Here is a 13,850-nt window from a genome sequence, read left to right as displayed (position 1 = left end):
CGCGTCGTTCGACGTTGTCACGTGGGCTAGTTGTAGCGGCGGAAGGTGTCGAGTTCCTTCTTTGCGGAGAACGGCACCAACCCCTCGGGATGCGCGTAGCCGAAGGCAATCAACATGACGACCCGGTCCGTCAGCGACAGATCGAGCGTCTTCTGCATCTTGCGTTCCAGCGGCTCGAAGTCAGGCCAGTTGATGACGCTGGAGGAGAGCCCGAGAGTCTCCAGGGCGAGCATGAACTGCATGGCGGCCAGCGAACCATCGACGTAGATCGCGTGCCGATCACGCGGGCTGAAGTAGGAGTCGAGCTTGCCGACGACGACCGCGACAGCGGGGATGTTGTGCCCGTACCCCGCTGTACCGAACGGGATCGAGGAGACAGTGCGCACCATCTCGGGGTCATCGAAAATGCGGAACTCGTAGGGCAGGCGATTGCAGGCCGTGGGCGCTTGGCGGCCCAACAGCAGCGCCTGATCGATCAGCTCGCGCGGCACCGGCTTCTGCTCGTACCAGCGGACGCTGCGCCGCTGCATGATCAATTTCTCGAGCTCGCCGTACTCGATGTCGCTGAGCTGTTCCTTCGGATGCGGAATGCGCCCCGTGGGCTCCGCGTCGTATCCCGCCGCCTCGAAGCGCGCGCGTGCTGCGGCGATCGTCTCGTCAGGCCCGGTCGCGACCCGAAAGTACTCGGTGAGTACGTCGTGCGCCCAGCTCATTTCGGCGCTGTCCATCGTGTCCGGGTCGACGGCGCACTGGCGGGTGGCCTCTTCGTAGAACTCGATGGTCTCGATGATGTAGTCGCGGGCGAACACATCGCGTCGTGGACGCATCACCAGCCCCTTTTCGAGCCGATGAATGTTGCGGCGCAGCTCGACGTGCGTAACGCGGTCGCGGTGCTTGTTTCGGTAGTAATTGCGGCGCCCACGCAGCACCGCGGCCTGCTCACGGTTGAACGTGATGATGCTGACGAAGTAGTACAAGTGCGTCAGAATCCGGTTGGATCCGAAGCTCTCGAGGAAGACACGATTCACGCCCTCGTACGTGCGACGGATCCAGGTGATCGCGAGTAGGTCTTTCGCGATGTTCTTCAGGCGGTTCAGCACAGAGGCTCTCCAGGTGGCGAGAAGCGCAGCAGCGCGGGTCAGCGTGCGGTCTTGGCGGCGTCAGCAACCTGGCTGTCGTGCTCGGCGGCCGAAATGAGCATGGACGGATGCCTAGTTTCGGCGCCCAGGTCCTTGTTGGGATCAAGGAGTCGTTCGTGGCTGTACTGCACGATCTTAATGCGCTCGAGCGCATCCTCCATCAACGTGCGATTCGTGCGGAGCATGTCCGAGATGACAATTAGCGCGAGACTCAGCAGACAGCCCACCAACATGGCGCTGCCGAAGATCAACGATTGGATGTGATCGCCGGCGTTACCGGTCCAGGTGAGGATCAAGAATCGCACGAACGGTATCGCGGCGCCGAGGAAGAACAGGGCCGCGAGGATGAGGAACACGGTGTGCGGTTTGAACATCACGTAACTGCGCATGATGGCCTGCCCGGAGCGGCCCATGTGCTGGAAGATGTTCTTGAACAGCCGCGACTCGCGAGTCTTCGGGTTGGTGGTGATCGGCACGCTAGCGATCCGCAGCCGCTTGTTGCCGGCCTGGATGATCGTCTCCATGCAGTAACTGAACTGGGTCACCACGTTGAGGCGGATCAGCGATTCGCGCGAGTACGCGCGGAAACCGCTGGCGGCATCGGGCAGGTCCGTCTCTGCGGCGAAGTTGACGACGCTGGACCCGACGCCTTGCATGATCTTCTTGAACGGCGAGAAGTGTTCGATCGTCTTCGTCTGGCGATCACCGATCGCGATGTCGGCTTCGCCTCGTATCAGCGGCTGGACGAGTTCGCCGATCATCTGTTGCGGGTACTGGTTGTCGCCGTCGGTATTGACCACGATATCGGCGCCATGCTGCAGCGCGTAGTCGACGCCGTCGCGGAAAGAACGCGCTAGCCCCATATTGCGGGTGTGGAACACGAAATGTTCGACCCCGTGCTGACGAGCCACCTCGACGGTGCGGTCACTCGAGCCGTCGTCGATGATCAGGATGTGGATCTCGTCGATCCCGTCGATCTGCTTCGGGATGCTCTCCAGCACCAGCGGAAGGGTCGCCTCTTCGTTCAGGCAGGGAACCTGGATGAACAGGCGCATGCATTACCTCTCAAAACTTTTCCGGGCGGGACGCGTGATCACAGATAGGCGTACCGCTTAGGCGGATATTACCGCAGTACCACCCTGCGGTTTCTTATCCAGAGTGTGAGAGCGCTCGCGTGGCGGCGTGCCGTTGAGGCGCGCCTGGAGATTGCCCGAGCGTGCGTATTACGGGCGCCCCATGCCGATGTAGGTCCACCCGGCGGCGCGCCACGCGGCAGCATCGAGGCAGTTACGTCCGTCGATGATAATCCGCCCGTCCGTGAGTTCGGCGAGCTCGGCCGGCGTCATCTCGCGGCGGTACTCATCCCACTCGGTGACCACGACCACGGCATCCGCGTCGCGTATAGCATCCGCCCGGTCGGCGACGTACTCCAGTTGCGGCTGCGCGCGGCGGGCGTTGTCGATGGCCTGAGGGTCCGTGACCCTCACTCGAGCGCCGAACCCGTGCAGGCGCACGGCGACGTCGAGGGCGGGGGAGTCACGGATGTCATCGCTCAGCGGTTTGAAGGCGGCCCCGAGCACGGCGATCCGCTTCTGATAGACCGCTCCGCCCAGTGCCTCGGCGAGTACATCGACGACCCGGTCGCGCCGGCGCAGGTTGATGGCGTCTACCTCACGCAGGAAGGCGACCGAATCGCCGCGGCCGAGTTCCTCAGCGCGTGCGGAGAACGCTCGGATGTCCTTGGGTAAACAACCGCCGCCGAAGCCCACGCCGGCACCGAGGAACTTGCGGCCGATCCGTTCGTCATGTCCGATGGCGTCGGCCAGGTCGGTCACGTCCGCGCCGACGACCTCGGCGATCTCGGCCATCGCATTAATGAACGAGATCTTGGTCGCCAAGAACGCGTTAGCGGCGACCTTCACCAATTCAGCGGTGGCCAGGTCGGTGACGATGTACGGCGTGTCAGTGGCGACGGCGGTGTGATAGACCTCGCGCAGCAGGTCCGCGGCACGCTCGCCATCTGAGCCCGCCTCGATGCCGATCACGATGCGATCCGGCTCGATCGTGTCCTTCACCGCATAACCCTCGCGCAGGAATTCCGGGTTCCACACCAAGGTGGCGCCGGTGGGGGCGATCCGCTTCGCCAAATCGGCTGCCGTGCCCACGGGAACCGTCGACTTCCCGGCCACGATGTCGCCGGGGGCAAGATACGGGATGAGAGCGTCCACCGCCGCGTTCACATAAGTGAGGTCAGCGGCGTGGCCGTCCTTGCGCTGCGGCGTACCGACGCCGATAAAGTGCACTGTGGCGCCCTTGACCTGTGCGGGATCGGTGGAGAAAGACAGGCGCCCTGACTCGAGCCCAGCTTCGAGGATCGGCTGCAGCCCGGGCTCGTAAAACGGGGCGCGTCCTGCGGCGAGCGAAGCGACTTTGTCCGTGTCGACGTCGATACCCACGACGTCGTGGCCGATGGAAGCCATGGCGGCAGCATGGACCGCGCCGAGATAACCGCATCCGATGACTGACAGGCGCAAGATGACTCCTTGAACTCAAACGGGACTGTTGGTCCCGGCCACGACATGGTACGCGACGGCATACGACTTAACTCTGCAACACGGTCGACGGCCTAGCGCTCGACGTGGCGATAACCCTTGAGGGGTGTGTCCCGCGGTGCGGAGCGCTGAGCGCCCGCTGCCCTTCCGATAACATCGCCGGGACCCTCCTGCCGATCTGAAAGCTGTGCGTGCTCCCTATGGCATTGACTGCGACGCCGAACTCCGGAGATTGCGCCGATGAGGTTGAGGTGTCGTTGCCCCGTGCGAGGCGCGGAGAAAAGTTGGCCCTGGCTGCGATTACGGCCACGTTCGTGTCCCTGGTGGCGTTCTGGGCCGCGCTAGCGCCGATGTTTGATGCACCGGACGAGAATAATCACTTCAATAGCGCGGTCCGGCTCATCGACGGTGGTGCCTGGCCGGAGCCTGGTGAGGCGCAAGTCGCGGACTGGATACTCATCGCGTCCGAACAAGCCGGCATGCCAGCGACCGAGCGGTCGACGGTCAGCGAGCTGCGCGAGCTGCATCCGGGGTACAGCGGGATAGATCAGATGACGCAACACCCTCCGGTGTACTACGCGTATATCGCAGCCGTGCTGACCGCGATCGACTATGACGACATGCGGGTCGATGAGGCGGTACTCGCTGCGAGGCTGGCCGGATTGATCTTCGTGCTTCCGCTGCCGTTAGCAGCGTGGGACAGCGTCCGCCGCTTGACCCGATCGCCGCGCGCCGGGTTGGTTGCTGCGGCGAGCCTATTGGCGGTGCCGCAGCTCGCGCACATTATGGGGTCGGTATCGAACGACTCCATGGCCATAGGATTCAGCGCCCTGGTGATTTGGCTAGGCATCCGAATCATGACCGGGGATACGTCGTGGATCACGACGGGCGGAATCGGATTAGCGCTCGCGTTCGTGCTGACGAGCAAAGGAACGGCGCTACCTCTTGTCGCGTTTGTAGCGGTAGTTGTGCTCTTCTGGCCGCGAGTGCTCAGCCTCCGACAAAGATTGTGGCGCACCGTCGCGGCGATGGCAATCGGCGGCATCGGCGGTGCGTGGTGGCTGCGAAACCTGATCGTGTCAGGCGTGATTCAGCCCAACAGCACGTTGTACGACACACTGCCGTGGTCTGAGGGGACTGGGCCGAGCGTGCTCGAGTTCTCCGAGTATGTGTGGTCCGGACTCAGCCGTAGTTTCTGGGGAAACTTCGGCTGGCTCGCGCACCCCATGCCGGAAGCCGTGACGAGCCTGCTGACGGTGGTGTGCTTCGCGGTGATCGCGGGGTACGCGTATCGGCGCTCCAACGCGCGCGTCCCAGCTCTCGTGCTCACCGTGACCGTGTTGGTACTTCTCGTGGCGCTGCTGTCGCGGACGTGGTCGGGCTACGCACGGACGCACCTTCCTGCCGGACTGCAGGGGCGGTACTTCTTTGTGGTGATCATCGCGTTGATCGCACTGAGCGCGATCGCCTGGCGGAATCTCGTGCCGGTGGCTGAACGCACCCGAGCCTGTTATCTATTGCTCACCGGCTTTGCGCTGGTCGCGATCTTGGGCGTCTACATCGAATGGCGTTACATCTACGACGGATTCTCCGACGTGCTTGTGCGATCGCCAATTGGCGCCTGGGGCTTCGGGTTCATCGGGTTGGCGGCCGCTGGGTTCGGCGTGCTGGCGTTCGCGTTGACCGTCGTCCAAGTTCGGGCCGCGAACAACGCACTGGCGGCCGCCGAGGTCGTTTCGCGCCCTAGCGATGAGTTGGGTCCTGGAGTCGGCGATGGCGATGGCGATAGCGCAACGGCGAGGACACCTACCGAGCCGGCAAGTGTCGACGCGGCAGATGCATGCGCCGGTGCCGACGATATGACCTATCCGGATTCAGGCACCGTCGTCCTGGACGACGCCGCGGTTACGTCCGAAGGCGACACGCGGACGCCGTAGGCACACGCGGGCGCCCCTGTGGATAACCTGGGGATAGAAGTCGCAATGTCGAACCCCTTGCGCGCGTTCGAGGTTGTCGTGTAGTGCCCGCCGGGCGTACGAGAAGTCTCGGAAATATTCTTCTTTCCACAAGATGTGAATCGAAAACTTGCAGGTCATAGGATGATTCTCTCGAGATTCGTGCGGTTATGCACAGTTGATCGCACAGGCTCTGCGCGCGTCGTCCACACGTCTGCGCCTCTCGTCCACACGCTATCCACAGGTCTGTTCACATCGAGGGTTGTCTGACCCAAAACTCTGGTCATACAGTGGCTTTCTTCCAGTGCGATGAGGCCGTCCGACGGAAACTGTCGGAGGCGTCATGAAGCATGGATGCACCCTGTGAGAGAGACCGCGCAGAGTGCGTGCGTGGCGGTAGCGGTATCAGCAGAAACGGAGCAGTCGGTGATCGAGAGTCCCCCGGAGTACGACGAGCCGACTCGCAGCGAGATTGATCGCCAGCCTCCGCAGGACGTGGCCGCCGAACAGTCCGTGCTCGGCGGCATGATGCTCTCGAAAGACGCGATCGCGGACGTCGTCGAGACCCTGCGGACCGACGACTACTACCGACCGGCGCACCAGTTGGTGCACGAAGCGATCCTCGATCTCTACGGCCGCGGTGAGCCCGCCGACATCCTCACCGTCGGCGACGAATTGACCAAACGCGGGCACCTCATGCGGATCGGTGGCGCGGCGTACCTGCATACGCTGATCAACCTCGTGCCCACCGCGGCGAACGCCGCCTACTACGCGAACATCGTCGCAGAAAAGGCGGTCCTGAGGCGGCTGGTGGACGCCGGCACCCGCATCGTGCAGATGGGGTACGGGGCCGCGAGTGGCACCGGCGATGACATCGGAGATGTCGACGATGTCGTGGACCGCGCCCAGGCGGCTATCTACGACGTCACGGAACGACGTACGAGCGAGGACTACGTCGTGCTCGGCGATCTCGTTGAACCGGTGATCAGCGAGATCGAGATGATCGGCGCGCACGGTGAACAGGCCGGGGTTCCCACTGGTTTCCAGCAACTGGACGAGATCATCAATGGGTTGTTCCCCGGGCAAATGATCGTGGTGGCGGCCCGCCCAGGTATGGGCAAGTCGACGCTCGCCCTGGACTTCGCGCGCTCCTGCTCGTTGCGCCACGGCAAGGCATCGGTGATCTTCTCGCTCGAAATGAGCAAGTCCGAGATCGCGATGCGCATGTTCTCCGCGGAGGCGTCGATCGCGCTCGGCCGCGTCCGGTCCGGGGACCTGACGGACGCCGAGTGGAGCAAACTAGTCCGCACCAGCGCGGAGATCGCCGATAAGCCGTTGTTCATCGATGACTCGCCGAACCTGTCGATGATGGAGATCCGCGCGAAGGCCCGCCGGCTCAAACAACGGCACGATCTGAGCCTCGTCGTCGTCGACTACCTCCAGTTGATGACCTCCGGGAAGCGCGTTGAATCCCGGCAACAGGAAGTCTCGGAGTTCTCCCGCGCGCTGAAACTCCTGGCCAAAGAATTAGAGGTACCGGTCATCGCGATCTCTCAGTTGAACCGTGGACCGGAGACGCGTACCGACAAGAAACCGATGCTCTCTGACTTGCGCGAGTCCGGCGCTATCGAGCAGGACTGTGACGTCGCGATCCTGATCAACCGACCTGAGGTGTACGACAACGACACGGACCGGATCGGTGAGGCAGACCTGATCGTCGCCAAGCACCGCAACGGGCCGACCGGTGACGCACTGACGATTTTCCAGGGCAAGTACAGCCGGTTCGCCAACGCAGGCGGGATCGACTGACGCGATGCGGTAGGTGGGCGCGGGCCGCGCTGGCGCGGGAGAATGCGTCAGTCGCGGTGCTGCACGATATTGATGACGTTGCCGTCCGGAGCGCGGACCAGGAATCGGCGTACTCCCCAGGTCTCCGTCGTCAACGGATGCACGATCACGTACCCGCGACGCTGCGCCTCGGCGTACGCCGCATCGACGTCATCGGCGTGCACAGACATCACCGAGTCGGCGGCAGCCGTCGCATCGGCGGTGACCAACTGAACATTCGCGCCGGACTCGGGCGAGGTGTAGCGCGCGACCCAGCCCAAGTTGAACTCCTCGGTCTGCAACCCAAGAAACTCCTGGTAAAAGCCGTTAGCTTCGCCGATGTCAGCAACCGGCAGGTTCGGTGTGATTCGTACGGCGCGCACAGGGCCCCCTCGATGGATGTTGCCGTTCTCGCGGTAACGGTTGCACACCACGTTCCACCGTCGCGCGTTCGCGCGCAATACGACCAATAGCATCAAGGACATGAGTCGATCCCTGCGCAGACCCGTCGAATCGAGTGGACGCCGCCGCCGGTTGCTCACCGCACTTCTCGCGGCGATCCTGCTGGTGCTTTCGGCGTGCACCGACGGTCCGGAGAAGAGAGATGGCGCGCAGGAGGTCGCCGAGCAGTTCGCTTCCGCGATCAACGACGGCGACTTCGAGAAGGCCGGCTCGCTCACGACATCGCCCGACGACGCCACGGCCGCAATTAACTCGGTCGTCAAAGTGCTGCAGGACCCGACGATCACGTATAACGCCGGCGACGTCACGGCGTCCTCCGCAGAGGCCCACGGAACGTACGACGTCTCCTGGGAGGTGCTCGGTGAACCGCTGACCTTCACGATCGACACACTGCTGGTCACCGACGACGAGAACGACTGGAAGGTGCAATGGTCGACGGGGCTGATCCATCCGGACCTCGCCGCCAACCAGCACGTGGAGATCGTGCAGAACGACGGCAACACGCCGACCGTGCTCGACCGCAATGGCCAGCCAGTGCTCAGCGAGCAACTCGTCACGGTCATCAATATCGACCCAGCGGAGGTGACCGACGCCGATGAGGTCGCCACATCGCTGGCGAGCGCGCTGAAGGACGTCGTCGGCTCGATCACCGCCGAATCGTTGACGAAGGAAATCGACGCTGCGGACGATGTCTTCACCGTCGTCGCGTTGCGTTCCGAAGATGCCGAGAAGGTCGACATCCCGGATTCCCCCGGCGTCGTGCACAACCAGCAGAAGCGACTGCTGACGACCTCGAAGAGCCTTAAGTCGCCGGTGCTGGCCGGTCTGAACGAGGTGTGGGACGAGGCGGCGAAGGCTTCCACCGGGTGGCAGTTGCAGATTCAGGACCAGCAGCATGACGTCGTGAAAACCTTGCTCGAGCGTAAGGCGGCGCCGATCGACACGATCAGCACGACGTTCGATAGCGGCATCCAAGCCTCCGCCCAGCAGGCTGTCGACGCCCTCGATGAGCAAGTAGCCGTCGTCGCCATCCAGCCGTCCACCGGTGGCATCCTGGCCGTGGCGCAGAACCAAGCGGCGGACGCCGAGGGCCCTATAGCACTCACTGGGCAGTACCCACCGGGGTCCTCGTTCAAAATCATCAGCACCGCAGCTGCGCTGGACGCGGACGCGGCCACGCCGGACACCGTCTTGCCGTGTCCCGGCGAGGCCACCATCAACGGCAGGACCATCCCCAACGACGACGAGTTCGACCTGGGTGAGGTACCGCTGCACACCGCATTCGCGCAGTCCTGCAACACCACCATCGCTGCGCTGACGGCCGACCTACCGGCGGATTCGCTCCACGAGACCGCCCTACAGTTCGGACTAGGCGTCGACTACGTCGCGCCAGGGATGACGACGATCACCGGGTCAGTGCCGACCTCCGATAGCGATGCCGAGCAGGTTGAGAACTCGATCGGCCAGGGCAAGGTCGTCGCCACGCCATTCGGTATGGCGCTCGCGGCCGCGACCGTGCAGAACGGGTCGACCCCGCTGCCGATCCTGATGCCGGGAGAGGACACAACCGCTGACCAGGAGCCGGCGGCGCCGTCCGCCGACACGATCTCAGCGCTACAAGCGATGATGACCGAGGCGGTCGATTCCGGCACCGCGACCGAAGTCGCCGATATCACGGGCATCGCGGGAAAGACCGGCACTGCAGAGTTCGGTGATTCCGACAACGCGCACGGATGGTTCGTCGGCTATTACAAGGACATGGCGTTCGCCGTACTGATCGTGGGTGCCGAGTCCTCGGGACCCGCAGTCACACTCGCCGGAGACTTCATCCGGCCGATCGCCGACCAGATCCCAAACTAGGCACGGCGAACGCTGTCAGCCGATCGCTAGTCAGCGGGGAGGTCGGCGAAGGTCTGCTTCATCTCGCGGTACCAGCCGAGCGACTTCTTCGGATGGCGCCACCGGCTCTTCATGTCATCGCGCGCAGGTTGGTGGGCGGCATCGCCGGCCTTCTCGGCCTCTTTCAGGTGCTTGTCCTGCGCGTTGATGACATCGTCGGCGCTCTCGCCGTGGTGCGCTAGATCGCAGGGGCCGCCGAGCTGACGGCAGGTCATGGTCTTCATGATTCCTCCAGGTTGGTGTCTTACTTATCTGACGGTGGCCACTGTCAAAGTGTGACCAACCGTGTGTGGGTGGGGGTGGCGTACGGCGCTAGGCATCGACTGCTTGACGAAGAGGCTAAGCCCGCTCGGGTGAACGGCGTGGCACTTGCTCGATTAGCGGCGTACGGCGCCGTCGCGGCGGGCGACCTCGGCGAGCGTCTGGGGCGCAGCGCGGAACGTGATCGAGGAGACGACGCCGCCCGAGACGACGAAGTCGAAGGCGACCTTCGCTTCGCCGCGGTGGAACCACGCCGAACCGGGCCGCTGACCGACGTATACCGGGAGGGCTGCATGCGCGGATCCGTTGAAGAACGCCGCGATCTCGTCGCGACCGGTGATGTGCTGCGGCGTCCCGGCGAGTACTGCGGCGTCGTCGGCGCGCACCGTAGCGTCGGGCGCCAACAGGCTCAGCAGTCGCTGGAACTCTCCCTCGCGGGCGGCAGCCATGAACGCGTCCACGACTTCCCAGTCGGCGAGCGCGTCCTCGGCGGCCGGCTGCGCGATCTTGGCGCGGGCCCGGGAGGCGAGTTTGCGTGCGGCCGGCCCGGAGGTGTTCAGCACGGCAGCGATCGTGCTGAAGTCGAATCCGAAGCTGTCGTGCAGGACGAACGCAACCCGTTCGGACGGGGTGAGCCGATCCAGCACGACCTGCAAAGCGACGCCGACGGTGTCGGCCAGCGCGACCTGCTCAGCGGGATCTAGCGAGGGCGCTTCGACCTCAAGTTCCTCGGGCACGTCATCGGTCGGGATCGGGGTACGAGAACGTAGCCGGTCCAGGCATAGGCGTGTCGTGACCGTGGTCAGCCAACCGCCGAGGTTTGCGATCTCTGCATCCGTACCGTGCATCCGGATCCATGCCTGCTGTACGACGTCCTGCGCTTCGGTTGCGTCGCCGAGCACGCGCGTGGCCAGGGCGACTAGCCGGGGGCGTTCACTTTCGAACGCATCGATTTCGGTCATCATGCTGCTCCCGTTCACCTTGAATGGCTTTCACTTCACATGACGAACCAACTGGATCGAGTGTGACGCGACGGCATTGCTGGCCGTGTGGTCGTGCCCGGAACATTCTCACGCGTCGGGTCGCTGGCCGATGCCCGTGCGGATCGTGCGGCGCTCGGTGATGATCGCGGTGATGAGATCCGCCGGCGTGACGTCGAACGCGGGATTCAACGCCGTCGTCCCCTCGGGCGCTATCGCGACACCCGCCAGCGAGACGATCTCGTAGGACCCGCGGTCTTCGATGTCGATATCGTCGCCGCTGGCCGTGTGCAGGTCGACGGTCGTTTCGGGCGCGACGATGTAGAACGGGATCCCGGCGTACCGCGCGGCCAACGCGAGCGCGAAGGTGCCGATCTTGTTCGCCGTGTCGCCGTTTGCGGCGATCCGATCGGCGCCGGCGAGTACGGCGTCAACATAGCCGCGCCGCATCGTCGACGCGGCGGCAGAATCGACGATCAGGTCGTACGGCGCCCCCATCCGCTGTAACTCCCACGCGGTCAGGCGGGCGCCTTGCAGCAGCGGACGAGTCTCACAGGCATACGCGTGAGCGAGCCGCCCGTCGCGCAACACCTCCGAGAGCACGCCCAACGCGGTGCCGCGCTCGACGGCTGCCAACGCGCCGGTGTTGCAGATCGTCATCAACTTGACCGGCCGCGGGCCAGTGCCAGTTGGTCGGTGATCGGCGCGGATGTCGGACGCGACGGCGCGGTAGATCTCGTCGGCTCCCCGCCGAGCCATTGCCGCGCACGCGAGGATGTCGTCATCGCGTAACTTTTTCGCCGCACTGAGCGCCGCATCGAGACCGCCGTCGGCCAGCGCCCGCGCGGCGAGATCGGTGCCTACGGCCAGGTTGACCGCGGTGGGGCGAGCCGAGCGTATCTTCGCGATCGCGGCGGGTACGTCGCCGGCAGGAAGCCGCTGTGCGGCGAGGACCACCCCGAACGCACCCGCGACGCCGAGCGCCGGAGCGCCGCGCGTCGCCAGGCGCCGGATCGCGTCGATGAGCGCATCGACGTTGTCGATCCGCAGATAGTGCTCCTCGCCGGGAAGCCGCGTTTGATCCAGTAGCCGCAGGTAGCCCTCAGGGCCATCGACCCAATCGATCGGCCGCAGTCGCTGCGCGCCCGTCCCCGACGCGGGCACCTCAGGCGACGAGGTCGGAGTACTCGTCGTGCTTGTCGATGTATCCCCTGAAGTACGGGCACCGCGGTACGACCGACTTGCCGGCCGCTCGGGCCGCGTCCAGTGCGGTGCGGGCCAACTGTGCGGCGATACCTTGTCCGGCGTACTGCTCGCCCACTTCGGTATGCGTGAAGGTGACCCGGTGGGCCTCCTCGACGTACTCGGCAAATCCGGCGACGACACCGTCGTCCAGCACGGCTTCGTAGCGGCTCATCGCTTCGTTCTTACGTACCTCGGTAGCCATGGAGTCAGGCTAGTCCGAAAACCGCCGGAAGCGTCAGGACGGCGTCTACAGCAAGAATCCCGACAGGGGAGTGCCGGGTTCGATGCGCTCGATGCTCAACGGACTGGCCGCGATCCGCTCCAGCAGTGATGGCAGCCGACCGGCCTGATCGAGTTCGATGCCGACCAGCGCCGGGCCGGTCTCCCGGTTGTTCTTCTTCACGTACTCGAACAGCACGATGTCTTCGCCCTCGGCGAGTACGTCGGTCAGGAACCCGCGCAACGCGCCGGGTTCTTGGGGGAAGGTGACCAGGAAGTAGTGGCGTAGGCCCTCGTGGATCAGTGAGCGTTCCAGGATGTCGGCGTACCGGGAGACGTCGTTGTTTCCGCCCGAGACGATGCACACCACGGGGCCCTCCGGCCGGCGCTGCAGATATCCGCGCAACGCGGTCGTCGCCAACGCGCCTGCGGGCTCAGCGATGATGCCCTCGGTCTGGTACAGCTCCAACATCTCGGTGCATACCGCCCCCTCGGGAACCGACACGATTTCGTCGACCAGTTCCGAGGCGATGCCGAACGACATATCGCCGACGCGCGCTACTGCAGCACCATCCACGAACGTATCGACCTCTGGTAATTCGACCGGCTGGCCGGCATCCAAGGCTGCTTGGAAGGAGGCTGCACCGTCCGGCTCGACGCCCACGATCCGAACGCCGGGCCGGTTGGCGCGTAGCCACAGCGCCACCCCGGCCAGTAACCCCGCGCCGCCGACGGGCACCACGACGGTGTCGACTTCCGGTAGTGCCTCAAGGATCTCGACGCCTACGGTGCCCTGGCCGGCGATCGTCAACGCGGCGTCGAACGGGTGCACGAACAGTGCTCCGCCCCGTTCGCTTTCTGCCCGTGCCGCTGAGTTCGCCTCGTCGTACGACCGACCGACGATCACCGGGGTGATCCACTCGCCGCCGATCTGTTCGATCCGCTGGCGTTTTTGTCGCGGCGTGTTGGTCGGCAAGAACACCTGGCCATGGATACCGAGCCGGCTGCACGCGAGCGCGACGCCTTGGGCGTGGTTTCCGGCGCTGGCGCAGACGATGCCGCGCTCGCGGTCCGCGGTGCTCAATGACGAGATGAAATTGTAGGCACCGCGCACCTTGTACGAGCGACACAATTGAATGTCTTCGCGCTTGAGTAGCACCGGCACACCCATCGCCGCGCTCAGCCGATCGCTCGTCTCCAACGGCGTCTGGCGTACGACGGTGCGGAGCCGAGCTGCGGCGTACGCCACGTCGGTGGCGCTCGGTGGGGCCTGGAGGGGGTTACTCGATGCGGGTGCGCTCACCTCAGTGA

Annotated in this window: 12 protein-coding genes; 3 read left to right on the top strand and 9 right to left on the bottom strand. The window is 64.5% G+C overall.

Annotated features, from left to right (window positions below; genetic code table 11):
• Nucleotides 1-26: 26 nt before the first annotated feature.
• From E1H16_RS03670 to E1H16_RS03660, 3 genes are all read right to left on the bottom strand, one after another.
• A complete protein-coding gene (locus tag E1H16_RS03670; protein WP_134322297.1) occupies nucleotides 27-1,100 on the bottom strand; it encodes a nitroreductase family protein in 1,074 nt (357 codons plus the stop codon).
• Between the two features lie 38 nt (nucleotides 1,101-1,138).
• On the bottom strand, nucleotides 1,139-2,194 hold the full coding sequence (locus E1H16_RS03665; RefSeq protein WP_134322296.1) for a glycosyltransferase family 2 protein: 1,056 nt from the start codon (nucleotides 2,192-2,194) through the stop codon (nucleotides 1,139-1,141).
• Between the two features lie 168 nt (nucleotides 2,195-2,362).
• On the bottom strand, nucleotides 2,363-3,673 hold the full coding sequence (locus E1H16_RS03660; protein ID WP_134322295.1) for a UDP-glucose dehydrogenase family protein: 1,311 nt from the start codon (nucleotides 3,671-3,673) through the stop codon (nucleotides 2,363-2,365).
• A 218-nt stretch (nucleotides 3,674-3,891) separates the two neighbouring features.
• On the opposite strand from E1H16_RS03660, the gene E1H16_RS03655 reads away from it, so the two are divergent.
• Together E1H16_RS03655 and dnaB are read left to right on the top strand one after the other, a co-directional pair.
• Nucleotides 3,892-5,628 (top strand): DUF2142 domain-containing protein, encoded by a 1,737-nt coding sequence (locus E1H16_RS03655; protein ID WP_134322294.1) that lies wholly within the window; start codon nucleotides 3,892-3,894, stop codon nucleotides 5,626-5,628.
• Nucleotides 5,629-6,072: 444 nt separating this feature from the next.
• A complete protein-coding gene (gene dnaB, locus E1H16_RS03650) occupies nucleotides 6,073-7,455 on the top strand; it encodes a replicative DNA helicase (RefSeq protein WP_243837624.1) in 1,383 nt (460 codons plus the stop codon).
• Between the two features lie 47 nt (nucleotides 7,456-7,502).
• Here dnaB and E1H16_RS03645 read toward each other — a convergent pair whose 3' ends face one another.
• Complete coding sequence (locus E1H16_RS03645; RefSeq protein ID WP_243837622.1) at nucleotides 7,503-7,958, bottom strand: VOC family protein; 456 nt, start codon at nucleotides 7,956-7,958, stop codon at nucleotides 7,503-7,505.
• Between E1H16_RS03645 and E1H16_RS03640 the strand changes: the two genes are divergently transcribed.
• A complete protein-coding gene (locus E1H16_RS03640; protein WP_134322292.1) occupies nucleotides 7,957-9,795 on the top strand; it encodes a penicillin-binding transpeptidase domain-containing protein in 1,839 nt (612 codons plus the stop codon). The genes E1H16_RS03645 and E1H16_RS03640 overlap by 2 nt on opposite strands.
• A 26-nt stretch (nucleotides 9,796-9,821) precedes the next feature.
• On the opposite strand, the gene E1H16_RS03635 is transcribed toward E1H16_RS03640, so the two are convergent.
• The 5 genes from E1H16_RS03635 to ilvA form a co-directional block, all read right to left on the bottom strand.
• Nucleotides 9,822-10,058 carry a hypothetical protein gene (locus tag E1H16_RS03635; protein ID WP_134322291.1) on the bottom strand — a complete coding sequence of 79 codons (237 nt, stop codon included), beginning with the start codon at nucleotides 10,056-10,058 and terminating at the stop codon, nucleotides 9,822-9,824.
• Nucleotides 10,059-10,211: 153 nt separating this feature from the next.
• Nucleotides 10,212-11,060, bottom strand: coding sequence for a sigma-70 family RNA polymerase sigma factor (locus tag E1H16_RS03630; RefSeq protein WP_208378818.1), 849 nt, complete (start codon nucleotides 11,058-11,060; stop codon nucleotides 10,212-10,214).
• A 105-nt stretch (nucleotides 11,061-11,165) separates the two neighbouring features.
• The gene (mtnA, locus tag E1H16_RS03625; protein ID WP_243837621.1) at nucleotides 11,166-12,239 is read right to left on the bottom strand and encodes an S-methyl-5-thioribose-1-phosphate isomerase; all 1,074 of its coding nucleotides are present in this window, start codon (nucleotides 12,237-12,239) and stop codon (nucleotides 11,166-11,168) included.
• Nucleotide 12,240: 1 nt separating this feature from the next.
• On the bottom strand, nucleotides 12,241-12,522 hold the full coding sequence (locus E1H16_RS03620) for a GNAT family N-acetyltransferase (RefSeq protein ID WP_134322290.1): 282 nt from the start codon (nucleotides 12,520-12,522) through the stop codon (nucleotides 12,241-12,243).
• 45 nt (nucleotides 12,523-12,567) lie between these two features.
• Nucleotides 12,568-13,842 carry a threonine ammonia-lyase IlvA gene (gene ilvA / locus E1H16_RS03615; RefSeq protein WP_134322289.1) on the bottom strand — a complete coding sequence of 425 codons (1,275 nt, stop codon included), beginning with the start codon at nucleotides 13,840-13,842 and terminating at the stop codon, nucleotides 12,568-12,570.
• Between the last annotated feature and the right edge of the window lie 8 nt (nucleotides 13,843-13,850).

This window comes from Cumulibacter soli (assembly GCF_004382795.1).
Taxonomy (GTDB): domain Bacteria; phylum Actinomycetota; class Actinomycetes; order Mycobacteriales; family Antricoccaceae; genus Cumulibacter; species Cumulibacter soli.
The sequence above is the reverse complement of the archived record's forward strand: the minus strand, read 5'-3'. Positions and strand labels throughout refer to the sequence as shown.

Coding starts and splice junctions, on each gene's coding strand:
- E1H16_RS03665 (WP_134322296.1), bottom strand. CDS start 2,194: ATGCGCCTGTTCATCCAGGTTCCCTGCCTGAACGAAGAGGCGACCCTT.
- E1H16_RS03655 (WP_134322294.1), top strand. CDS start 3,892: ATGGCATTGACTGCGACGCCGAACTCCGGAGATTGCGCCGATGAGGTT.
- E1H16_RS03640 (WP_134322292.1), top strand. CDS start 7,957: ATGAGTCGATCCCTGCGCAGACCCGTCGAATCGAGTGGACGCCGCCGC.
- E1H16_RS03645 (WP_243837622.1), bottom strand. CDS start 7,958: ATGTCCTTGATGCTATTGGTCGTATTGCGCGCGAACGCGCGACGGTGG.
- E1H16_RS03635 (WP_134322291.1), bottom strand. CDS start 10,058: ATGAAGACCATGACCTGCCGTCAGCTCGGCGGCCCCTGCGATCTAGCG.
- E1H16_RS03630 (WP_208378818.1), bottom strand. CDS start 11,060: ATGATGACCGAAATCGATGCGTTCGAAAGTGAACGCCCCCGGCTAGTC.
- E1H16_RS03620 (WP_134322290.1), bottom strand. CDS start 12,522: ATGGCTACCGAGGTACGTAAGAACGAAGCGATGAGCCGCTACGAAGCC.